21 protein-coding genes and 1 pseudogene are annotated in these 22785 nt (G+C 65.2%); 13 read left to right on the top strand and 9 right to left on the bottom strand.

What is annotated here, in order from left to right; translation table 11 throughout:
- Nucleotides 1-74 precede the first annotated feature (74 nt).
- Nucleotides 75-1529: an argonaute/piwi family protein gene (locus tag B5D62_RS30205; protein ID WP_085937813.1), complete on the bottom strand. Its 1455-nt coding sequence runs from the start codon at nt 1527-1529 to the stop codon at nt 75-77.
- On the bottom strand, nt 1526-2866 hold the full coding sequence (locus B5D62_RS30200; protein ID WP_085937812.1) for a DUF4365 domain-containing protein: 1341 nt from the start codon (nt 2864-2866) through the stop codon (nt 1526-1528). The genes B5D62_RS30205 and B5D62_RS30200 overlap by 4 nt, the downstream gene beginning before the upstream one ends.
- A gap of 162 nt (nt 2867-3028) precedes the next feature.
- Here B5D62_RS30200 and B5D62_RS34495 point away from each other — a divergent pair.
- From B5D62_RS34495 to B5D62_RS30165, 8 genes and pseudogenes are all read left to right on the top strand, one after another.
- Nucleotides 3029-3361: pseudogene (locus B5D62_RS34495) on the top strand (YgfZ/GcvT domain-containing protein); the annotation flags it as partial.
- Nucleotides 3341-3913, top strand: coding sequence for a CAF17-like 4Fe-4S cluster assembly/insertion protein YgfZ (gene ygfZ / locus B5D62_RS34490; RefSeq protein WP_473213615.1), 573 nt, complete (start codon nt 3341-3343; stop codon nt 3911-3913). The pseudogene B5D62_RS34495 and the gene ygfZ, both read left to right, overlap by 21 nt.
- Before the next feature lie 216 nt (nt 3914-4129).
- On the top strand, nt 4130-5935 hold the full coding sequence (locus B5D62_RS30190) for a gamma-glutamyltransferase family protein (protein WP_085937810.1): 1806 nt from the start codon (nt 4130-4132) through the stop codon (nt 5933-5935).
- Nucleotides 5936-6211: 276 nt separating this feature from the next.
- Nucleotides 6212-7195 (top strand): ABC transporter ATP-binding protein, encoded by a 984-nt coding sequence (locus tag B5D62_RS30185; RefSeq protein ID WP_085937809.1) that lies wholly within the window; start codon nt 6212-6214, stop codon nt 7193-7195.
- Between the two features lie 153 nt (nt 7196-7348).
- Nucleotides 7349-8416 (top strand): ABC transporter ATP-binding protein, encoded by a 1068-nt coding sequence (locus tag B5D62_RS30180; RefSeq protein WP_085937808.1) that lies wholly within the window; start codon nt 7349-7351, stop codon nt 8414-8416.
- Nucleotides 8413-9930, top strand: a complete 1518-nt coding sequence (locus B5D62_RS30175) for an ABC transporter substrate-binding protein (RefSeq protein WP_139374176.1) — start codon at nt 8413-8415, stop codon at nt 9928-9930. The genes B5D62_RS30180 and B5D62_RS30175 overlap by 4 nt, the downstream gene beginning before the upstream one ends.
- 18 nt (nt 9931-9948) lie before the next feature.
- Nucleotides 9949-10890: an ABC transporter permease gene (locus B5D62_RS30170; protein ID WP_085937807.1), complete on the top strand. Its 942-nt coding sequence runs from the start codon at nt 9949-9951 to the stop codon at nt 10888-10890.
- A 217-nt stretch (nt 10891-11107) separates the two neighbouring features.
- Nucleotides 11108-11986: an ABC transporter permease gene (locus B5D62_RS30165; RefSeq protein WP_085937806.1), complete on the top strand. Its 879-nt coding sequence runs from the start codon at nt 11108-11110 to the stop codon at nt 11984-11986.
- A 20-nt stretch (nt 11987-12006) separates the two neighbouring features.
- Here the strand turns inward: B5D62_RS30165 and B5D62_RS30160 are convergent, their stop codons facing one another.
- The 4 genes from B5D62_RS30160 to B5D62_RS30145 all read right to left on the bottom strand — a co-directional run bounded on the left by B5D62_RS30160 (nt 12007) and on the right by B5D62_RS30145 (nt 14830).
- Nucleotides 12007-12267, bottom strand: a complete 261-nt coding sequence (locus tag B5D62_RS30160; protein ID WP_085937805.1) for a hypothetical protein — start codon at nt 12265-12267, stop codon at nt 12007-12009.
- A 106-nt stretch (nt 12268-12373) separates the two neighbouring features.
- Nucleotides 12374-12937, bottom strand: coding sequence for a GNAT family N-acetyltransferase (locus B5D62_RS30155; protein ID WP_085937804.1), 564 nt, complete (start codon nt 12935-12937; stop codon nt 12374-12376).
- An 11-nt stretch (nt 12938-12948) separates the two neighbouring features.
- Nucleotides 12949-13563 carry a GNAT family N-acetyltransferase gene (locus B5D62_RS30150; protein ID WP_085937803.1) on the bottom strand — a complete coding sequence of 205 codons (615 nt, stop codon included), beginning with the start codon at nt 13561-13563 and terminating at the stop codon, nt 12949-12951.
- 1 nt (nt 13564) lies between these two features.
- Nucleotides 13565-14830, bottom strand: coding sequence for a hypothetical protein (locus B5D62_RS30145; protein WP_139374175.1), 1266 nt, complete (start codon nt 14828-14830; stop codon nt 13565-13567).
- Nucleotides 14831-15093: 263 nt separating this feature from the next.
- Between B5D62_RS30145 and B5D62_RS30140 the strand changes: the two genes are divergently transcribed.
- The 3 genes from B5D62_RS30140 (at nt 15094) to B5D62_RS30130 (ending at nt 18365) form a co-directional block, all read left to right on the top strand.
- On the top strand, nt 15094-16053 hold the full coding sequence (locus tag B5D62_RS30140) for a LysR family transcriptional regulator (protein WP_085937801.1): 960 nt from the start codon (nt 15094-15096) through the stop codon (nt 16051-16053).
- Between the two features lie 252 nt (nt 16054-16305).
- The gene (locus tag B5D62_RS30135; protein WP_085937800.1) at nt 16306-17319 is read left to right on the top strand and encodes a DUF4331 family protein; all 1014 of its coding nucleotides are present in this window, start codon (nt 16306-16308) and stop codon (nt 17317-17319) included.
- Nucleotides 17320-17393: 74 nt separating this feature from the next.
- The gene (locus tag B5D62_RS30130) at nt 17394-18365 is read left to right on the top strand and encodes a cupin domain-containing protein (RefSeq protein ID WP_218191382.1); all 972 of its coding nucleotides are present in this window, start codon (nt 17394-17396) and stop codon (nt 18363-18365) included.
- Nucleotides 18366-18537: 172 nt separating this feature from the next.
- Here the strand turns inward: B5D62_RS30130 and B5D62_RS30125 are convergent, their stop codons facing one another.
- From B5D62_RS30125 to B5D62_RS30115, 3 genes are read right to left on the bottom strand one after another with little or no spacing between them, the layout of a single operon-like run.
- Nucleotides 18538-19077 (bottom strand): hypothetical protein, encoded by a 540-nt coding sequence (locus tag B5D62_RS30125; protein ID WP_085937799.1) that lies wholly within the window; start codon nt 19075-19077, stop codon nt 18538-18540.
- Between the two features lie 7 nt (nt 19078-19084).
- On the bottom strand, nt 19085-19564 hold the full coding sequence (locus tag B5D62_RS30120; protein WP_085937798.1) for a hypothetical protein: 480 nt from the start codon (nt 19562-19564) through the stop codon (nt 19085-19087).
- An 18-nt stretch (nt 19565-19582) separates the two neighbouring features.
- The gene (locus B5D62_RS30115; RefSeq protein WP_085937797.1) at nt 19583-21370 is read right to left on the bottom strand and encodes a sulfatase family protein; all 1788 of its coding nucleotides are present in this window, start codon (nt 21368-21370) and stop codon (nt 19583-19585) included.
- Between the two features lie 69 nt (nt 21371-21439).
- Here B5D62_RS30115 and B5D62_RS30110 point away from each other — a divergent pair, with 69 nt between their 5' ends.
- Both B5D62_RS30110 and B5D62_RS33605 read left to right on the top strand, forming a co-directional pair.
- Nucleotides 21440-22132 (top strand): TetR/AcrR family transcriptional regulator, encoded by a 693-nt coding sequence (locus B5D62_RS30110; RefSeq protein ID WP_170921228.1) that lies wholly within the window; start codon nt 21440-21442, stop codon nt 22130-22132.
- Nucleotides 22129-22773 carry a DUF2490 domain-containing protein gene (locus tag B5D62_RS33605; RefSeq protein ID WP_170921227.1) on the top strand — a complete coding sequence of 215 codons (645 nt, stop codon included), beginning with the start codon at nt 22129-22131 and terminating at the stop codon, nt 22771-22773. The genes B5D62_RS30110 and B5D62_RS33605 overlap by 4 nt, the downstream gene beginning before the upstream one ends.
- Nucleotides 22774-22785: the final 12 nt, after the last annotated feature.

Below are 22785 nucleotides of genomic sequence, written 5' to 3'. Positions count from 1 at the left end.
TTACGTGGCCTCATGAACCCAGCGTAAAGGGAGAATAAGATGACAATGACCGAGCGACTTCAGCCATCTCTCTGTCACGTGTATTTTCTAAAGTCCGGCGAGATGGCAACCCCGTACTCGATATGCTTGAGGATGCGCCCCACTTCTCGGGCAGCCTTGATCGGCGCTGGCAGCTTCTGATCGAATTGTGTGGTGTTCCAGTTGACCTTTGTCAGCGCGAGCACTTCCTCAGCGAGACGCGCAAGGGCGCTGTCTGAATTTTCATGGGGAACGAGAAGCAGAGGCCTTGGTACGCGCAGGCCCGGATATGTTCCGTAGTAGGGCACGCTGCCGCGCGTGTAGAGAAGGCCCTTCCCTTTGAGATCGACAAACGTACCCCGCAAAATGGGATAGTTCCCATCTCGGAAGACAGCGATCGGCGAACTCTCCTGAACCCAAACCAGATCGCTCAGTTCGATTCCCAACCGACTCAATGCCGAGTCGATGCCCTCCGCTTCCTCCGGGCGGAAGCGCGAAGTCTTGAGAACCACTACACGAGCCGGAACATGCTTGTGGTGCGCCTTATATGCGGCGATGGACTGCGTGACGAGATCGTCGGCATCTTTGGCCGTGAGATAGGGATGCCGGCCTTTCGTCTCCGTCTGTGCGCGAGCACCGCGCAGGATGAGCCCCCTGCCCCGTTCATCAAACATTTGCGCAGTGCTGGTCCAAAGCTGCTGACCGTCAAGGTCGCGGTAAAAGCCGATACCCAGAAAGCTGGTCCGATACTCAGCTTGATCGGGTAACAGTCGCCACGGAACTTTGCCCGCCTTATAGAATAGTGCGTTCAGCAAATTCCATGCACGCGTGGCCTTTGCTTGCGTCTGACGGTTGGAATCACGCTTGACCTTCCTGGGAATCTTCGCGGCGTCGTCCCACGTATCCGGCCAAACGATTTGCGTAGGAACATCCAGATGCAGCGTCTTCGCTTTGAGCAAGTCTCGAAAGTTCAGTGTGTCGTCACGATTCTCTTCGTCTTCGGCAATGTCAGCTATCTCTTCACTTTTGGCATTCACCAACTTCTCAATAAGTGGCACCGGCAATGCCAGCACGATCACGTCTGGTTTGGCACTGCTTTCCATCAGCGCTGACAACTGATCGGCGATCAGCGCCACCGCCCGGCGCACGGCTTCATCATGGCGTCCAATCTGCTTGATCTCTGTGACCTGCCGCCGCGAGATTGTGGCAGTCGCGCCATCCGGAATCACAAACTTGCACCGAAAGGGATTCTGGTTCCCCAGGCCGGGGAAGTCCGGATTCAGGTTGATGAGCTGCTTGTTGTCACTATCTATTCCCGCGGCCGTCTCCGCCAAGAATTCGGAGAACCCTGCGATAGTATCTTCTGTGCCGATAACGCCAACATGGACGACATCGCCGGACCTAGGCTGAAGCGGCCCGTACTCTCTTAGCCCCTGTCTGGGATCAAGATGTTGGCCGCCATCGCCAAACTCGAGCATCGGTTCATCGAAGACACGCGACTTGAGGATCATGCGGCACCCCCTTCATCGAAGAGGTCGCGTGATTCCATTTCCTTCGCTCGGGGATCGGTGCGAGTCCATGACGATTCTGGAACTGCACGCGATAACTCAATCACCGGCAGGTTTTCAAAGTCGAGCAATACATCCGCGTGCTCGTTTTGATCAAACAGACCGTTGTTGCAGGAAGCGCTTTCCACTAGCAGGTGCTGCCACATGACAACTTGGCCCCGCACTGCGGCGTTGCGCTCCAATCGCTTCTTCCCCGCCAGCAGAGCTTCTGGATACCGATGTGGTCGGAAGCCATCGTTCGTAAAGTAAAATGTCGGATCCACAACCACGAACCACTCGTCTGCGAGTCGTTCAAAGCGAAAGGTCGCCGCGTGATGCCGCACGTATCCCCTTCCCTCGGGGTTCTTCTTGTTGGTGTAAGCGCTCACAACTTTAGCGGACGTTTCCTTCACATTGGCGAGATAGCGGTAGCTCCGCGACTTGTTTGTCGCTACGGCATGAAAATAAAAAAGACGCTCCTTCCGCAGGTACGACACCTGTGCGGAAAGCTGGCGCTCCACTGTCCGGCGCAGCAAATCCATGGTGTCGTTGGTGTCGTCTAAGTCATCATTGAACGCAAAAATATCGCTATCGATCGCTTCTACCTGGTCGACATCGACTATGGCCTTCGTCCCGTACTCTCGCGGATCGAAGAACGAAACATATCTGCGCTTGCGGATTACCCAATCGAAGCGGGTGTTGCTGTGTTTGAGGAGTTCAGGGACCGCGTCCCGACCGCTACCGAATGGTGAAGTCGCGATGAAGATCTCCTCGGGCAGCTTTATGCGCAGGAGATTGATAATCGCGGTCTCACCTCCGTTGAGAGGAGGTACAAAAACACCCGGCTTGCGACGATCAACGGTCAAGGCGCCGAGGCGGTCAGCACATCCAGGATCAAAGACATCAGCCGCCTTGTCGAATTGCAATCGTCTCTCTTCACCGCGTACAGAATCAGTAACATCCTTCCAGTAGGCGGAGCCGTCCGACTGCCGCCACAACACGATGATGACTGGGATATTCGAAAGGCGCCAAAGCTTCAGGTCCGCAGGTCTGAGCAGATACTCAAATCCTTTGTCGGTCTCGCGGAGGTATTGGCTTTCTTTCGTTGCCTTCACCTGCACGGCCAAGAGCTTTCCGAGCGGAGCACCGCTCTTGGGGTCGCGCAGCTCAATGAGCCCATCGGTACCAGCCTCAAGCCGCCCGCGATGTTCGTAAATGAAGCCAGTTTCCAGCACGATTTTCTTAACGGCCGTCTCGCCAAGCTCTCCCAAGACTTGGCTATCGGTGATTGTTTTAGTCATCTACTAAGGATACCGAGTTTGGTCCGCAGAGCGAGCAAATTGTTCGCGGTATGTTTCCACAGTTCGGGAAGAGAGTAGAAGGGCTTAACCCCGACAAGGGTATCGAATGCCTCCCCATCGAGAACGCTTGCCAATCGCAGCACTCGCCCCCACCTTAAAGCGACCATGGGCGTCGCATTCAGTGTCCTTTCCCATCGTGGGGTCATTGCCGTTGGCGGCGATGATCGAGTCGCGTTCCTGCAGGGGCTGATTTCCAACGACACCACCAAGGTGGCGCCGGGTCAGGCGATCTGGGCGGCGCTGCTGACGCCGCAGGGCCGCTTCCTCAACGACATGTTCGTAGCCGATGCCGGCGACGTGCTGCTGCTCGAGACCGAGCGCGAGCGGGCGCCGGCGCTGGCGAAGAAGCTCTCTCTTTATCGATTGCGCTCCAAGGTGACGGTCGAGGATCGCAGCGCGACGATGGAGGTCGCGGTGGCCTACGGGCCCGGCGCCGACGCCTTGCTTCCGCTCGACGGCGCCCCCAACGGCGCGGTGGCCTTCGTCGATCCGCGTCTGCCCGAGCTTGGCCTGCGCGTGCTGGCGCCGGCCGGCCAGGCGGCGGCGCTGCTGACGGCGCGCGGCGCGACGGCGGCGCCGGTCGAGGCCTACGAGTCCCTGCGCCTGTCCCTCGGCGTCCCGGACGGCAGCCGCGACCTGCCGCCGGAAAAGGCGCTGCTGATGGAATCGGGCTTCGACGAGCTGCACGGCGTCGACTGGCAGAAGGGCTGCTACATGGGCCAGGAGCTGACGGCCCGAACCAAATATCGCGGCCTTGTGAAGAAGCGCCTGTTCCCGGTGCGCGTCGAAGGCCCCCTGCCCGCGCCCGGTGCACCGATCGAGCATAACGGTCAGGAAGTGGGCGAGATCCGCTCCGGCACCGGCGATCGCGCGCTGGCCCTGTTGCGGCTCGATGCCGTGCGCGCCCCCGACGGGCTGGTGGCCGGCGGCACGCGTATCCGGCCGGAAGTGCCGCGCTGGATGCGCCTGCCCGAGGCCGCCGAGTAGCGGGGCGATCTCCGGCGGGACAGCCGGGACGCCGCGGGACGCTCCGGGACACCGGGGACGGCGGGACGAAGTCCCCCAAACCCTTATGCCATCGATATCGAGCCTGTCCCCGGCCGTTGGGACGGGCATGGACGCGCGCCGGTACGCCGCTGGCATCCGCGGCGCGGCGGGCTTAAGGTCCGGCCTGTTTTTTGCACACCAAGGGAGGCCGCGCCCATGAAACTCATCAACCCCAACCCCTTCACCACGCGGCCCGAGATCGTCGGCACCTTCGGCGTCGTGACCTCGACGCACTGGATCGCGACCGCGGTCGGCATGGGCATCCTCGAGAAGGGCGGCAACGCCTTCGATGCGGCGGTGGCGACGGCCTTCACCCTGCAGGTGGTCGAGCCGCATCTGTGCGGGCCGGGCGGCGACGTGCCGCTGATCCTGAACAGCGTGAAGCGGGGCAAGACGGAAGTGATCTGCGGCCAGGGCTCGATGCCGGCCGGCGCCACCATCGCCCACTACAAGGGGCTCGGCCTCGATCTCATTCCCGGCACCGGCCTGTTGCCGGCCTGCGTGCCCGGCACCTTCGACGCCTACATGCTGCTGCTGCGCGACTACGGCACGATGCGGCTCGGCGACGTGCTGGCGCCGGCCATCGGCTATTACCTCAACGGCCATCCGCTGGTGGAGCGCGCCTCGGCCACCATCTCGACCGTGGCCGAGCAGTTCCGCACCCACTGGCAGAGTTCGGCCGCGGTGTTCCTGCCCAACAACGAGGTGCCCAAGGCCGCGACGCTGTTCCGCAACACCGCCGCCGGCAACACCTATGCGCGCATCCTCAAGGAAGCCGAGGCGGGCGGCGGCGGTCGCGAGGCCGAGATCGAGCGCGCGCGCAAGGTCTGGAGCCAGGGCTTCGTCGCCGCGGCGATCGACAAGTTCTGCCGCACGCAGGAAGTCATGGACGTCTCGGGCAAGCGCAATCGCGGCCTGCTGACGGGCGATGATCTCGCCAGGTGGCAGGCCACCGTCGAGGCGCCGCTCACCTACGACTACGGCCGCTACACGGTATGCAAGGCCAGCACCTGGACCCAGGGTCCGGTGGTGCTGCAGCAGCTCGCCTTGCTCAAGGGCTTCGATCTCGACGGGCTCGACCCCACCAGCGCCGACTTCATCCATCTCCAGATCGAGTGCCTGAAGCTCGCCTATGCCGACCGCGAGGCCTTCTATGGCGATCCCGCCTTCGTCGACGTGCCGATGAAGACGCTGCTGTCGGATGCCTACAACGACGACCGCCGCAAGCTGGTCGATCCGGCGCGTGCCAACCTCGAACAGCGGCCGGGCAAGGTCGACGGCTATGGCGGCGTGGTGAAGCTGCGCCGCGCCGATTCCGTACGGCTGGGCGTTGCTTCCAGCGGCGCCGGCGAGCCGACGGTCGGCCGCGTCGGCCAGACCAATGGCGACACGGTGCATTTCGACATCGTCGATCGCGACGGCAACATGATCTCGGCCACGCCCTCGGGCGGCTGGCTGCAGAGCTCGCCGGTCATTCCCGAACTGGGCTTCCCGCTCGGCACGCGCGGCCAGATGTTCTGGCTGGAAGAAGGCCTGCCGGGCTCGCTGGCGCCGGGCAAGCGGCCGCGCTCGACGCTGACGCCGACGCTCTGCCATCGCGACGGCGAGCCGTACATGGTGTGGGGTTCGCCGGGCGGCGACCAGCAGGACCAGTGGGTGACGCAGCACTTCCTGCGCCATGTCCATTGCGGTCTGAACCTGCAGGAATGCATCGACTCGCCGGCCTGGCACAGCGAGCACTTCCCCTCCTCCTTCTGGCCGCGCACCGCCCGTCCCGGCGTGCTGGTGCTGGAGGGCCGCGTGCCGAAGGCCACCGTCGAGGAGCTGAAGAAGCGCGGCCACGAGGTCGAGGTCAACGACGACTGGTCGGAAGGCCGCCTCACCGCCGCCACGCGCCAGGATCCCTGGCGCAAGGCCGCCGCCAACGCCCGCGGCATGCAGGGCTACGCCGCGGGACGATGATGCGGGATCCGTCCTGGCTGGGGGCGCGCCACTCCACAGGCGGAGCGAAGCTCCGCTCGTGTGGCGCAATCTTCGACGAGGCAGGCAAAGACGCGCGAGTGGACTCGCGCGCCCCCGGCGCATGACACCGCCGATCATCCGGCACGAACGCGCCAACCGGGTGATGGAACCGTCATCGCTGGGGGCGTGCCACTCTAGCGGCGCGATCTTCGACGGGTCAGGCAAAGACGCGCGAGCGGACTCGCGCGCCGCCGGCAGTCCGGCGATGGAGCACGAATGACTGCACCGCTGCTTGAACTCAGGCAGCTTGCCGTCAGCTTCGCGACCGACGACGGCACCGTCCGCGCCGTCGACGGCATCGACCTCGCGCTCCAGCGCGGCCGCACCCTGGGACTGGTGGGCGAGTCGGGCTGCGGCAAGAGCGTGACCTCGCTCGCCATCATGGGCCTGCTGCCGCCGGACCATTCCAGGGTGAGCGGCGAGGTGCGCTTCGAGGGCCGCGATCTCCTGAAGGAGACGCCGCGCACGCTGCGCGACCTGCGCGGCGCGCGGCTGGCGATGATCTTCCAGGAGCCGATGACCTCGCTCAATCCCGCCTTCACCATCGGCAACCAGATCGTCGAGGCGATCCGCCGTCACAGCGACGCCTCGCCCGCCGAGGCGCGGGCCAAGGCGATCGAGATGCTGCGGCTGGTGCGCATCCCCTCGCCGGAGAAGCGCGTCGACGACTATCCGCACAAGCTGTCGGGCGGCCAGCGCCAGCGCGTGATGATCGCCATGGCGCTGGCCTGCGGGCCCGACCTGCTGATCGCCGACGAGCCGACGACCGCGCTCGACGTCACCATCCAAGCGCAGATCCTCGACCTCATGCGTGGCCTGCGCCGCGACACCGGCACCGCCATCATCCTGATCACGCACGATCTCGGCGTGGTGGCCGAGATGGCCGACGATGTCGCCGTCATGTATGCCGGCCAGATCGTCGAGCGCGCCGACGTCAAGGAACTGTTCGCGCGGCCCGAGCATCCCTACACGGTGGGCCTGCTGGGCTCGATCCCCAAGCTCGACCGCCGGCGCGAGCGACTGCCCTCGATCGAGGGGCGCGTCCCTGACATGAGCCGGCCGCCGCAAGGCTGCCGCTTCGCCGATCGCTGCCCCTTCGTCGAACCCACCTGCCGCGCCGCCGTGCCGGCCCTGACGGAAGTCGCCCCCGGCCATCTCTCCCGCTGCCGCCGCGCCCCCTTGAGCGGGCTGCTGTCATGACTCATCGGAGCGCGCAGCTGCGTCAAGAAGAGCGCCACTGGAGTGGCGCGCTCCGATGAACGCCCTTCAGGCCCAGATGGTCATGGCTCATGGGAGCGCGCCACTCCAGTGGCGCTCAGGCTCATCCGCGCCGCCACACCATGGCGCGCTCCCATGACTCTGCTCCAGGTCAAAGGCCTCGTGAAGCACTTCCCGGTGACGGGCGGGTTGTTCGGCCGCACGTCGGGCCAGGTGCGTGCGGTCGATGGGGTCGACTTCGAGGTCGGGGAAGGCGAGACGCTGGCGCTGGTCGGCGAGTCGGGCTGCGGCAAGTCCACCGTCGGGCGGCTGGCATTGCGGCTGATCGAGCCGACTGCCGGCAGCGTGCGCTTCGAGGGCGAGGACCTTCTGGCCCTCGATGCCGCGGCGATGCGCGCGCGTCGCCGCCGGCTGCAGGTCATCTTCCAGGATCCCTACGCCTCGCTCAATCCGCGCATGACCGTGGGCGCCATGCTGGGCGAGCCGCTCAAGCTGCATCATCTCGTGGGCGGCGAGTCGCAGCGCCGCGCGCGGGTCGCGGAGCTGCTCGAACTGGTCGGCCTGCGACCCGATCATGCGCGGCGCTATCCGCACGAGTTCTCCGGCGGCCAGCGCCAGCGCATCGCCATCGCCCGCGCGCTGGCGGTCGAGCCGCGCCTGATCGTGGCCGACGAGCCCGTCTCCGCGCTCGATGTCTCGATCCAGGCCCAGGTGATCAACCTGATGCGGGCGCTGCAGAAGCGCTTCGGCCTCGCCTATATCTTCATCAGTCACGACCTCGCGGTCGTGAAGCACATCGCCGACCGCATCGCCGTGATGTATCTCGGCCGCATCGTCGAGACCGCATCGACCGACGCGCTGTTCGCCGAGCCGCGCCATCCCTATACGCGCGCGCTCCTGTCGGCCGTGCCGCTGCCCGACCCGACTCTCGTGCGCGACCGCGCCCTGCTCGAAGGCGACATTCCGAGCGCGATGAGCCCGCCCTCCGGCTGCCGCTTCCACACGCGCTGCCCTCACGCACGCGAGTCCTGCCGTCGGGACGATCCGCCGCTCGTGAGCGACGCCCAGGGACACGCCACCGCCTGCCCGTGGTGGCCCGAGTTTCCGCCCGCGCCCGCCGTCGCGCGGGCCAGCGCCGAGGATCAGGATCGCATCAGGCTCGACCGCCTTCAGGCGGCGTTCGTCTCAAAGGAGGAAGCATGATCTCCACCCTTCGCCGGCTGATGCTGGCGGTGCTGCTGTCGTCGGCCGCCATCGGCACCGCGACGGCGCAAAGCAACCTGCGGGTCGGCCTCGCCGAGGATCCCGACGTGCTCGATCCCACACTCGCGCGCACCTATGTCGGCCGCATCGTCTTCGCGTCGATCTGCGACAAGCTGTTCGACATCGACGAGAAGCTGAACATCGTGCCGCAGCTCGCGCTCAGCCACGAGACCTCCGAGGATGGCAAGACCGTCACCATCAAGCTGCGGCCGGGCGTGAAGTTCCACGACGGCGAGGACTTCGACGCCGCCGCCGCCAAGTACAGCCTCGAGCGCCACTTGAACATGAAGGGCTCGTTCCGCAAGCCCGAGATCTCGGCCATCGAGTCGGTCGAGGTGGTCGATCCCCTGACGATCAAGCTGCACCTGAAGGCGCCCTTCTCGCCGCTGCTGGCCCAGCTCACCGACCGCGCCGGCATGATGGTGGCGCCCAAGGCCGCCGAGGCGGCGGGCGACAAGTTCGGGCTGCATCCGGTCTGTGCCGGCCCCTACAAGTTCGTCGAGCGCGTGCAGCAGGACCGCATCGTGGTCGAGAAGTTCGCCGACTACTGGAACAAGGACAACGTCTTCATCGACAAGATCACCTACCTGCCGATCGTCGATGCGACGGTGCGCCTGGCCAACCTGCGCTCGGGTGGGCTCGACCTGATCGAGCGCGTGCTCGCCACCGACATCAAGACGGTACGCGAGGACAAGAAGCTCACCCTCAGCAAGGCCGTGTCGCTGGGCTACATGGGCCTCACCATCAACATCGCCAACGGCCCCAAGGCCGACAATCCCCTGGGCAAGGATGCGCGCGTGCGCCAGGCGCTCGATCTCGCCATCGATCGCGAGGCCCTCAACCAGGTCGTGTTCAACGGCGAGTTCGTGCCGGGCAACCAATGGGTCAGCCCACAGAACCCGTACTATCAGCAGAAGTTCCCGGTGCCGAAGCGCGACATCGCCAAGGCCAAGGCACTCCTGAAGGAGGCCGGCGTGACGACGCCGCTCGCCATCGACTTCATGGTGCCGAACGGCGTCGAGTACCGGCAGGTGGCGGAAGTCGTGCAGTCGATGGCGGCCGAAGCGGGCTTCGACCTCAAGATCCGCGTCACCGAGTTCGCCACCTCGCTCAAGCAGTCGGAGGACGGCAACTACCAGCTCTATCTGATCGGCTGGAGCGGGCGCAGCGATCCCGACGGCAACTCCTACTCCTTCCAGGTCTGCGGCCAGCCGCAGAACAGCGCCAAGTATTGCGACAAGGATGTCGATGCCGCGCATCAGGAGGCGCGCACCAGGACCGCCTTCGCCGACCGCAAGGCCGCCTACGAGAAGGTCGCCGCCAAGGTGCTGCCCGAGGGCTCGATCCTCTACCTCTATCACCCGCAGGTGCTGGTGGCGCATACCGACAAGCTCACCGGCTACAAGCCGATGCCGGACGGTCTCGTGCGCGTCATCGGCCTCAAGCTCAAGTAGAGCGCGGCCGCGCCCGACATGCTCGCCTTCCTGTCCCGCCGCCTGCTGCAGATCGTGCCGACGATCATCCTGGTCTCGATGCTGATCTTCGGCCTGCAGCAGCTCCTGCCCGGCGATCCGGCGCTGATCATGGCGGGCGAGGAGCGCGATCCGGCGGTGCTGCAGCAGATCCGCGAGCAGTACCGCCTCAACGATCCGGTGCCGGTGCGCTACCTCTTCTGGATGAAGGGCGTGCTGCAGGGCGATCTCGGCGAATCGATGCGGCTCAAGAGCTCGGTGGCGAGCCTGGTGGCGGAGAAGCTGCCGGTGACTCTGCAGCTCGCGGCGATGGCGTTGCTGTTCGCGCTCGGCATCGGCATTCCCGCCGGCATCGTCTCGGCGGTGAAGAAGGAGACGGCATGGGACTATGGCGCCAACCTGTTCGCGCTGTGGGGGCTCAGCACGCCGAACTTCTGGCTCGGCATCCTGATGATCTTCCTGTTCTCGGTGACCTTGGGATGGTTGCCGGCCTCGGGCTATGTGCGGCTGGGCGAGGACTGGCGACAGAGCCTCGCGACCACCATCATGCCGGCCTTCGTGCTGGGCAACGCGCTCGCCGCGGTGCTGATGCGGCATACGCGCAGCGCCATGCTGCAGGCGATGGGCGCCGATTACGTGCGCACCGCCCGGGCCAAGGGACTGCAGGAAGGCCGCGTCGTGCTGAAGCACGCGCTGCGCAACGCCATGACGCCGGTCATCACGCTGGGCGCGCTGGAGTTCGGCACGCTGCTGTCGGGCGCGGTGCTGACCGAGCAGGTCTTCACCATTCCGGGCTTCGGCAAGCTGATCGTCGATGCCGTTTTCAACCGCGACTATGCCGTCGTGCAGGGCGTCGTGCTGGTGACCTCGACCATCTACATCATGCTGAACCTGGCGGCGGATGTCGCCTACATGCTGGTCAATCCGAGGCTGAGAGGATGAGGGAGAACCACCCGCTCGGGGCGCGCCACTGGGCTGTCGTGACCTTCGTTGCTTCAAGCAAAGACGCGCGAGTGGACTCGCGCGCGCCCAGTACGCGATACCGTCGCACCGAACGCTGGGCGCTGAACCTTTCTTCGCTGGGGGCGCGCCATTCCAATGGCGCGATCTTCCTCGATCCACGCGAAGACGCGCGAGTGGACTCGCGCGCCCCCGGCCCATGACCTTTCTCGCTTCGACGCAGGCGACGCCTCTCGGCGAGGAAAATCCGTGGGCGCGCGCGTGGCGACGGTTGCGGCGGCGCAAGGGCGCGCTGATCGGGCTCGCCGTTGTCGTGCTGTTCATTCTCCTGGCCGCGCTCGCGCCGTGGGTCGCGCCCTACGATCCGACCGCGACGAGCTGGAGCCTGGTGCGCAAGCCGCCCTCGTGGGCGCATTGGTTCGGCACCGACGAGGTCGGCCGCGACGTGCTGAGCCGCGTGATCTGGGGCGCGCGCGCGTCGCTCGGCGCCGGCCTCGTCTCGGTCGGCATCGCCGCCGGCTTCGGCGTGCCGCTCGGATTGCTGGCGGGTTATGCCGGCGGCTGGATCGACGCCGCTCTGTCGCGCCTCGTCGATGCCATGCTCGCCATTCCGTTCCTGATCCTGGCCATCGCGCTGGCTGCCTTCCTCGGGCCGAGCCTCGGCAACGCGATGATCGCCATCGGCGTCACCGCGACACCCGTGTTCGTGCGGCTGACGCGCGGCCAGACGCTCGCGGCCAAAGTGGAGGATTATGTCGAGGCGGCGCGCGCGGTCGGCAATCCGCATTGGCGCATCGCGCTGCGCCATGTGCTGCCCAACATCGTGCCGCCGCTTCTGATCCAAGTGTCGCTGGCCATCGCCGGGGCGATCATTGCCGAGGCGGCGCTGTCCTTCCTCGGCCTCGGCCAGCAACCGCCGGCGCCGTCCTGGGGCAGCATGCTGAACACGGCGCAGCGCTTCATCGCCCAGGCGCCGTGGATGGCGATCTGGCCCGGCGCCGCGATCTTCGCCGCCGTGCTCTCGTTCAATCTCCTGGGCGACGGCCTTCGCGACGCGCTCGATCCGCGCCACAAATAGCGTCCGGAGAGGCCCAGCCCTCAGTGGGGCAGGGTCGTATCGACTCCCTCGAACGCCGCAGTACCGGCGGTCAGAGCCGTAACCTTCTCCTCGACCAGCAGCTGGGCGATCGAGAGGAAATGCACCAGCTCGCCATCGCGGAGCCGTTCAGCGTCCTCTATCAATTCGCGCACGCCGTGCCACACCCTGAACAATGCCGCCGCCCGTTTCCTTTCCGACAGCGGCTGGCGATTGCGCCGTCGACGCGCATTCGGGTCGACGACGATCTCGAACTCCCCCATCCACACTCCCACACAAGACTGTGGTCTATCCCAACCACAGTTGGAGTGTAACGACATCGGCCGCGGCCGTCTGCGGCCGAAACTTGGCAATTGTGCGAATTCGCACCTAGTTCGTGACGGTGCCGGCCGGTATGCTGATCGAATCGAGTTGGCCATCGCGCCGCAGCACGATCGCTTCCGGGGCCTCGACCGCGGGCAGCGGCTTGTTGGGATCCACCGCCTTGACCATGGCAACGATCTGCTTGGTCGCGCCGCTCGCCTCCGGCACCAGCCGACGCCAGCCCTGCTTTTCCCAGTAGCCCGTGTCGTTCGGCAGCGCCTGGACATAGAGCATGTTGCAGCCGCGGCTCTGCGCCAGGGTCCGGCAACGCTCCAGCAGCAGGCTGCCGATATTGTGGCCGCGGAAGCGCTGGATGACCGCCAGCCGTTCCGGCATGGCGAAGGACTGGAACCAGCGCAGGCGCACGGTGCCGACCGGCTCGTCGCCGATATAGGCGATGATATGGGTGGCGCTAAAGTCGTGGCCGTCGAATTCCTCGGAGAACGGAACGTCCAGTTCGCCGATGAAGCAGGCCGCGCGCACGGCGAAGGCCTGGAAGGAGTCTTCCATCTTGCCGGCGAGCTTGGTCGTGACGGCCTCGCCGCCAATGGTTCTGGCTGTCGTGCTCATCTCACTTCCTCTCAATTCGTGATCCGCTCGGGCCGCGCCGCGTGCGGGTTGCTGGCGCCGCGCACCACGGACTTCTCGAGGATGCCTTCCATGTCGAGACGGTCCTCCGGACGGTTCAGCACCATCGGCTCGGTCTCGAGGCAGACCGCATCCTCGGCCGGCGGCAGCTCGCAGTAGATCGCGTAGTATTCGTGGTCGGAGAAGCGGAACACCCGGTCGTCGACGCGACGGAAGCCCTCCTTCTCCATCATCGCCATGTGGCGCTTCTGCAGATGGATATAGACCTTGGTGTAACCCTTGCGGCGGGCGAAGTCCTTGCACCAGGCATTCAAGGCGTGATGGACGCCCAGGCCGCGGAAGCGCTTCAGCACCACGCAGCGCTCGAACTTGCAGAACGACTGGAACCAGCGCAACCGCATGCTGCCGGCCGGCTCGCCGTCGACATACATGATGATGTGCGAGGCGGCGTAGTCGTTGCCGTCGAATTCCTCCCAGTAAGGACACGCCTGTTCGCCCATGAAGACTGCTGCGCGCAGCGCATAGCACTGCATGAGCTCGTCGGACGTCGATGCGAGCTTGATGGTGACGACGGGTTGCCCCGGCGTCACCGCCGACTGCTTAGCCATCTCAGACCCCCTCGGTCAGTACTCCGTTGTCATTCCGGAAGCGGCGCCCCCCAGCCACCACCACCGGAACGTTTGCTGAAAGTTGTGCAAGAACGTCGGTCACCACACCCGAAGTCATTCCCTTCGCACCTCTGCGGATCGCCGTCGCTGAGACATTGTCCCGGCGCAGGATCCGCCACGGATAGATCCATCCGCATTCGTCGTAGATCTGGCGCACGAACATGCCGCCGAGATCCGTCCCGTGCAGGCCATGCAAGCGCACGCCCGGATGGGCCTTCTTGATCGCGGCGATCACGCCCTGGAAGCCGTTGGTATCGTAGGTCTCGCGCATGAACGCGACCTCGATCCGGTTGCCGATGCCGGCCTCCGCCACCGCCAGCTCGATCAGCGCCTTGCGCGTTTCCGGCGGCAGGAACATGCGGCCGGTCGGGAAGTAGTCGACATTGACGTCGGCCTTGTCGGTCGTCTCGTAGATCTGGAAGCCCTGATCGAGCCGCGCCACGCGCAATTGTCTCTTGCGGAAGGCTTCGGCATGCAGCCGCGGCACCAGCGTCGGATGGATGATGATCTTGTCGAGGCCGCGCTCCTCCAGCGCCCGCTTCAGCATGGCGAGGTGGGTGTTGTGGAACGGATTGAAGGTACCGAAGAAGATGCCGATGCCGCCCTTGGGCGCGAACTGCGAGCGCAGGTCCGACATCAGGCCGACGCCGAACAGGATGGCGCCGAACCCGAAACCGATCACCAGGAAGATGTCACGCGCGAACGGCACGCCGGCCGTCGCCAGCGCCGTCAGCATGAGGTTGATCGACAGGCCGACCAGCACGTTGCGGTTCATGTCGCCGATGCCGCGCTGGAACAGATAGACGCCGAGATACTGGATGCCCTGCGAGGCGAGCGTGGTCACGAGCGCCGCGCCGAAGGCGCCGCCGACGGAGGCCATGCCGGCGCGGTTCAGCGCTCCGCCCGTCAGCATCACCCAGAAGACCGCCAGGTTGAACACGTATTGCGGGATAAAGCGTCCCAGCCGGCCGCCGGTCACGAAACCGAATCGGTTGTTGGCCCACAGCTCGGCCTTGTTGCTGAGCTTGGCGTAGCTCGGCAGGAACACGCCGACGAACAGCGACACGCCGATCAGGGCTGGATTGCTCCAGCTGTTGTGCGCGTATGCATAGCTGAGGTAGGAAAGAAGACCGACGAAGGCCGCCATGCGCGTCGACGGACTGCGCACATACCGGCTGAATTTGCCGGCCAGACCCTCAAGGGTCATCGATTTGGTGTCCGCGCCAACCACGGCCACAACAGTACCCCGCTCCGAAGGTCAATCGGGAAAACTACCAAGGATTGATTGACTAACGAATGCGAGAACTAGATATATGCAGTTGGAAATACCAACCTGCGACTGAAAAAACCGAGCTAAGACCGTAGAAAAAAGACCGAAAACGACATTACACGATCAATGGTGTAGGATTAATCACGAGCGGTTTTTAAAGTAAACGTTCAGGACCCAAATCGATTGTATCGATTGTTACTATGACATCTATTTCTCCGCGCAAGAGCAAGGTGCCGAACATCCTCGGCGATTGGGACGACGTCCGGTTCTTCCTGGCTGTAGCCAAGACCGGAAGTTTCAGCGCCGCGGCCACCCAGCTCAACACCAAGCAGACAACCGTCGGTCGCCGCATCCAGGCGCTCGAGCGCCGGCTCGGCGCCAAGCTGTTCGACCGCCATCGCCACGGCATGGAAGTGACGCCGGCGGCGCGCGGCGTCCTGGTCCAGGCCGAATCGATGCTGTCCAACGCCACCTCGATCGAGCGCCACCTGGCCGGGCTCGATCGCGAGATGTCGGGCGTGGTGCGTGTGGCGGCGACCGAAGGCCTCGCCGCCCAATGGCTGGTGCCGCGCCTTACCGAGCTGCGCCGCATGCATTCCGACATCCTGGTGCAGGTGATCGTCGGCGACCAGGTGCTGGATCTCGCCACCCGCCAGGCCGATCTCGCCATCCGTTTCTTCCGCCCGACTTCGAACCAGCTCGTGGCGGCGCGGGTCGGCCAGTTCGCCATGTCGATCTTCGCCGCGCCGGCCTATGTCGAGCAGTACGGCATGCCGCAGCGGCTCGACGACCTGCGGGCCCATCACATCGTCGATCACACGACGCTGCACAGCCTGCCCTCCATGAAGCCCTGGAGCGAGGTGGTCGAGCAAAGCCCCAATGTCGTGCTGCGCACCAACTCGTCGCACTCGGCCATCGAGGCGGTGAAGGCGGCGTGGGGCATCTCGGTGTTCCCGAGCTACATCAGCAAGACGGCCAACCTGGTCGAGGTGCCGATCGAGCTCAATATCACGCGCGACATCTGGCTCGTCAGCCACGAGGAAACCAACAAGGGCGCCCGCATCCGCGCGGTGATCGATTACATCCGCGAGAAATTCCGGCAGGACGAGCGCGAGTGGTTCAGCTTGCCCTCGTCGGGCCGCTCGATGGTGGCGGCCTGATCGGCGTCGAGCCGCGCGGAAGGGCGGCGGGCAATGGCAAGGGAAATGTCTGCATGTCACGATGCAGGCCGGGTGGGCCATTCGACCCTTGATGGGGTTGCGACCGCCCCGTAGCCTCCCGCTCGACGATCCGTGCATCCCCCTCCAATGAACAGCCTATTCCTCGGCGAATGAGACCCGGACTTCGGACTGGATCGGTTTGACCGGGCGGCACGGGGACCGCTCCTTCGCCCTCTCGAAGGAGCCGCCAGCATGTCGAACCACTTCACAGGACTGAGCCTCGGCCCGCCGCTCGGCGACCAGCGCCTCGATCTGTGCGATCTCTACGCCTTCCAGTCGCCCTCCGATCCGGCCAGGACCGTGATCATCCTCAATGCCAATCCCTCGGCCGACCAGTTCCATCCCGACGCCATCTACCGCCTCAACATCGACAATGACGGCGATTGCCTGACCGACATCGCCTTCACCTACATCTTCTCGCCCGTGAAGAACGGCCGCCAGACCGCCAGCGTGTTCGTCGCCAAGGGCGCCGACTCCCGCTCGGTCGAGGCCGCGGGAACGAAGATCATCTCCGATGCCGAGGTGTCGCTGGGAGCCACGCCGAACATCGTCAAGTCCGGCGCCTATACCTTCTTTGCCGGCAGCCGCAGCGATGCGTTCTTCTTCGATTTCGACGGCATCAAGAACCTGTTCGATACCAGTGGCGGCCGCAACTTCACCGCCCCTCACCTCGGCGGCAAGTCGCCCTGGACCGGCACGGATTCGAACACCGAAGCCAATGTGCTCTCGACCGCGATCGAGCTGCCGACCAGCGAGCTCGGCGGCAAGCCCGGCATCCGTATCTGGGGACGCTGCAGCCTGCGCCAGGACGGCAAGCTCCTCCATGTCGATCGCGCCGGCCATCCGTCGGTCAGCAGCTTCTTCAACACCGACGACACCAAGGAAGAGTACAATGCCAGCGAGCCGGTCAACGACTACGCCCGCTGGCTCGAGCAGTTCATCCATCTGCTGGGCCATACCGGCAACTACACGCGCGAGGAGGCGATCGCCGCGATCGACGATCACGCCATCCTGCCCGACATGCTGAGCTTCGATCCCACCAAACCCGCGAAGTATCCGAACGGACGGGTCTTCACCGACGACGTCATCGACTTCCGCCTCGCCTTCCTCTCCAAGGGCGACATCCCGTCCGACGGCCTCAAGCCGCACACCGACACGCTGAGCGAGTTCCCGTACCTCGGCACGCCGCACCCGAAGAAGAGCTAGCCCCGTCCACGAAAGTCGTTCGCGGAGCCAGCCGTGGGCTCCGCGATGACCTCGTTCGCAAAGGAACGATTGATATGATGCCGTCCTCAGATGGGCCGAACAGCCCAATATTGGCCAAGGGTGCGCTCTATTACGATTACGCATCGGCCGCGAACCCGATCTACGCGAAGATCATCAGTCCGGTGCCGTACCGGGCCTTTTCACCCGACTTCTTCGAATCCGGGCCGACGCGCATCCAGCCCCTCGACCTCAGCGAAGAGCTCGGCTGCCCATCGCCCGCCACCAGCCCGGCCCTGTGCGCCAATTTCATCCGGATCTCCAACGGCTCGATCCAGACTTCCGCCGAGGCCACCAGCCAGCTGTTCTTCGTCTATCGCGGGACGGGCCGGACCGAGGCGTGCGGGTACTCGATCTTCTGGAAGCAGGGCGACTTCATCGTGCTTCCAGCGCATGGACAGGCCCTTCATCACAGCGACGGCGAGGCCGGTCTCTATTGGGTGCATGACGCGCCATTGCTTCGCTATCTCGGCGCGACGCCAAGCGTCGAGCGTTTCCCGCCGACCTTCTATCGACATGAGCTGGCGCAGGCCAAACTCGATCAGATCGCCCACGATCCGGCCAAGGCCGGCGCTAATCGGGTCAGCGTTCTGCTGGCCAACGAGCTGTTTCCCAACACCAGAACCGTCACCCACACGCTGTGGGCGATGTTTGGATTGCTGCCGAAGGACAAGGTCCAGTTCCCGCACCGCCACGAATCGGTGGCACTCGATTTTGTCATCGACTGCAAGCCAGGCTGTTACACCATGATCGGGACGGAGATTGGCGACGACGGGATGATCAAGAATGGTCGCCGGGAGGATTGGAAGCCGGGTGCGAGCTTTGTCACTCCGCCGGGCTATTGGCATTCCCACCACAACGAGTCGGGGGAGGACGCGCACGTGCTGCCCATCCAGGATGCGGGCCTCCACACTTTCCTGCGAACGTTGGAGATCACTTTCAGCCACCCCGACCACGACCGCGGCTCCTACATCTCCCAGCGGCCGTAACATCGCAGGCGCCGCCAGGGTCACAGTAGCGACGACGCAGAAAAAGGATCCCTCGCTGCGCTCGGGATGACGACGGAAGTGTGCGGCTTCACCGTCGTCCCGAGCGGAGCCGAGGGACCTGTTTGGGTGGCGTTGCGGCTGGTCGACGGCTGTTGAGATGAAGCCTTGCCGGCTACTTCTTCGTCAGCTTGAACTCGCGCCAGATCACGATGCCGGACGTGTTCTGCAGGACTGTCCCGTCCCCTTGCGTCTCGAGGTCGTGCGTGTTGGGCCGCCAGATCATCGAACCGCCGCCCGATACGCCCTGCAACCGCCCGCTGCCGCCGTTCAGCGTGAGGGCGCCGCGGCAGCCGACCAGGGCGAAGCCGGTGCACTCCCAGTCGCCCCAGGCCTGGGCTCCGTCTTCGGCGGTGAAGGTGCAGGCGCCATTGGCGGTCTGGCGGCGACTCTCCTGATCGACGCGCAGCGAGGCGGCGCAGGCCACCGTGCCGGCCGGAACGGGGCCCTCGTCGGTTTCGATGAACATCGGCCCCTTGACGGTGCCGGCGAGCATCACCTGTTTCGCGCTGGCCCGGACGACAGTGCCGCTGGCGGTCGCTATGGCGAACGCGTTGAAGACCTGCGGCTCGTCCTGCGCCAGAGCCATGGAGCTGCCGAGCACGATGCCCATCACGGTCGCGAGCACGCGGCGGGTAATCATCGAAATGGTCATGCCGTCCTCACTTGAAATCGATGATCACGGCGTCGGCGCCGAGCGAGAGCGCGAGCCCGGTGCGCCGGCCCTTCAGGTTGATCAGCACGCCATTGGGATTCTCGAGCCACAACTCGCCAGCGCTCTGGTCGCCCACAACCACGCCATAGCGAGCCTGGCCATAGGCGCCGGGAAACTGCCGCAGTTCCCTCAGATTGTAGACGTCGCCGGTCGCCTGCATCTTGGAGACGCCGAAGCCGCCGATGCCCAGCCCGCCGACGGTGAAGCGGTAGCTCCTGCCCTGGAAAAACAGCGTGCCGCCGCCGAGGTTCCCGCTGCCGATGAAGGCCACCTGGACCTGCTCGATCTCGACCGTGCCGGTCTTCACGCGCTGCTGGGCGCGGGCGCTCGACCCTGCCAGGCCCGTGCCCAGCAGGCTTGTGCCCAGCAGGCCTGCGCCGGCCAGCATCTTTCGCCGGCCGATTGCCGATTGCTTGACTGAACTCATTCTCCCCCACCGCTCCAACTAAAGGTCGATCCGGTCGACGCCCCAAGTGATGTTGGCGATTTCCGGCAGCTCGCGGCCGTCGTCCTTGCCGATCTCGGCCTTGATCAACGCTTCGAGCTTCCCGTTCATCGTCGTCAGCAGCTTGCCATTTGCCGCGCGGTCCGTCGCCAGGTTGTTCATCTCGCCCGGATCCTGCTCGAGGTCGTAGAGCTCGACGTCGTTCCACTTGAAGAGCTCGTCCAGGGTCGTCGGGCTGTTGTGATCGACCGGCGCGAAATAGCGCGTGAAGCGGTAGCGGCCGTCGAAGGCGGAGCGCACATGGCCGCGCTTCTTGAGGTCGGGGCGGAAGCCTTCCTTCTTCGCCTCCTCCTTGGGATCCTTGCCCGCCGCGATGGCCTTGGCCGCGAAGTCGAACACGCTGCTGTCGTTGCTGGCGAGCCCGCTGTAGGTGAACAGCGTGGCCGGACGCGCGGCATCGATCGGCTGGGTGCCGGGATTGGACAGCAGCGGAGAGAGATCCTTGCCCGGCAGCGCACGGCCGGCGAACGCCGCCGCGCGATCCGGGGTCACCCCCGCCATCGACAGCAGGGTCGGCACGAGGTCGATATGGCCGGAAAGCGCCCGGCACTGCTGGCCGCCCATGACGTCGGGATGGATCATGTAGAGCGGCAGGTGGTTGGATTCCTGGTAGGCGAAAGGTCCCTTGCCGCGCAAGCTGTGGCTGCCGGCCATCTCGCCGTGATCGGAGGTGTAGACCACGATCGTGTTCTGGGCGAGGCCGAGCGCCTCGAGCTCGGCGAGCACCGTCTCGATCTGCTGATCGACGTTGCGGATGCAGTTGACGTAGTAGTCGTTGAACCGCTTCCAGCGCACATCCTCGAGCGGAATATTGCCCAGGATGTAGTCCCAGATGTGGTCGAACTCGCCGTGCGCCTTCGGCCGGCCCGGCGCATCGAACGGCTGGCGCAGGCTGGCCGGGATCGAAACGTCCCACGTCGCCTTGTAGAGCGCATGTTCCGGCGCCCGGGCCGCATGCAGCCTGAGCTTGCCAGTGTCCTGAACGTTCTCGCCCGGCGCATCGGTATTGAAGTACATGATGTCGTGCGGATTCACGAAGCTCGCGAACATGCACCACGGCTTGCCGTCGTCGCTGAGCGGCCGGCCCTTGGTGCGCAGCCAATTCACGGCGCTGCCGGCGATGATCTGGTCGAAGCTGTAGCCGCCCAGCGTATGGCCGATCAGGTCGCCCGGCGAGAAGTTGTCGGCGAAGCCGTACTTCTCCATCTCCGGCGTCATGAACTGCGCCACCGACTTGGTGTCGAACTCGCGGCTGAGGTGCCACTTGCCCTTGTAGGCGGTGTAGTAGCCCGCCTTGCGCAGCATGTGGCCGATCGTCGGCACGTTGGTCGGCAGGTCTCGCATCCACGGCACGTCGAGATTCTCGAACATGCCGTTGTCGGCGGTCTGCAGGCCGGTGAGCATCACCGAGCGCGACGACGTGCACATGGTCGCCGGGCACTGGTGATTGGTGAAGGTGACGCCGGCCTTCTGCAGGCGCTCGTGTCCGGGCAGCGACAGGCCCTTGGGCCAGGTCGCCTGATAGCGCTCCTGGTCGCTGAAGACGAACAGGATGTTCATTCCCGTGCGCGTCTTCGCCGATGCCGGAGCCGCAGGCGGAGTCTGCGCCCGGGCGGCACCGACGAGGCCGGAGGCAAGAACGGATGCCGCGCCCGCTGCTTTCAGGAAGTCGCGCCTGCCGCTTTCCGTGCCCTGCCTGAAACCCTTGTCCTGCACGACGTCGCTCATCGCAGTCCCTTTTTGCCGTGACGATGCAAGGACCATATGCTACAGCATTTCCGAACAGGCAATTCAAAAATGAATGATGTGACCGCTTTTTTGAACGCACAGCTTCCCCCGTTGCCACCGGTCCTGACGGCGGCTTTCCAGGGGCAGCCACGTCTGCGCAAACGCGAGCGCACCCGGCGGCAGCTGATCGCTGCGGCGGCGCGCGTCTATTCGGTGCGCGGCATCGCCAAGACGACAGTGCGGGAAATCGCGGCGGCGGCGGAGGTCGCGCCGGTCACCTTCTACAATCACTTCCACTCGGAAACGGAGCTGATGCAGGCGGTCGGGACGTGGGTAGCCGACGTCCTGTGCCAGCGCATCGTCGAGAGCTATGCGCACATCCCTCGCGGTGCCGAGCGGATGTCGATCGGCTGCCGACGTCTCCTGTGGCTGGCCGAGGAGAGCCCGCCCTGGGCCCTGCTGGTCGCCGACGTCGCCTCCGCGACTCCGGCCTTCATGCAGCAGATCGGGCCGTACGTGCTGGCCGACCTGCATCTCGGGCAGAAGCAGAAGGAATTCGGCGCCGTCGGCGATTCGACCACGCTCGATCTGGTGAGCGGCACCGTGCTGCAGGCAATGCGCCGGATCGCGCTCGGGCTGGCGCCGACGCGTCACGCCCTGGCGGTGGTGACGGCGATCCTGTGCGGCCTGGGAATGTCCCCGCGCGAGGCCCGTGCCCTTGCCCGCCGCCCCATGCCCAGGCTGGCGACCGACGCGACTTGAGGCGGCACGGTCCTGGCGGCCTCGCCCTCCTGCTGGCGGCGGTGGCGACATCGGCAGTGCAGGCGCAGAGCCTGGAATTCTGGCCCGAGCTGCAATTCCAGTACCGCTATGACGACCGCTCCAAGCTGATCGGCATGCTCGCCCTCGCCCGCGATATCGACGAGCTGTCGGTCTATCAGGCCGAACAGGGACTGCTGGTCGAGCATATCTTCGCCGACTGGTTCCGCGGCCGCCTCGGCTATCGCCACGCCAGCGCCACCGACGGCGGACCGTTCAGCGAGAACCGGCTGCTGACCGAGCAGACGTTTCGTGTCTTCGCTCCGGCCGAGGTGATGGTCGACCTGCGCACGCGCGAGGATTTCCGCTGGCTCAACACCGGCTTCTCCTTCCGGTTGCGCGAGAGGCTCCAGGCGCAGCGCGACATGCAGTGGCGCGACTGGACCTTCACGCCCTACGCATCAGCGGAAATCTTCTACGACACGCGATACGACCAGATCTCGAGGCTGCGTTTCGTCGGCGGCGTCGCCCTGCCGGTCGGCGCGCACTTCACCGTCGAGCCCTACTATGCCCTGCAGCCCGACCTCGCGCCGCAGCCGGCGCTCGTTCATGCCGTCGGGCTGGTGCTGACCACGGCGTTCTGAGTCCGCGCGAAG

This window comes from Enhydrobacter aerosaccus (assembly GCF_900167455.1).
Classification (GTDB): domain Bacteria; phylum Pseudomonadota; class Alphaproteobacteria; order Reyranellales; family Reyranellaceae; genus Reyranella; species Reyranella aerosaccus.
This window is presented reverse-complemented; position numbering and strand designations above follow the sequence as displayed.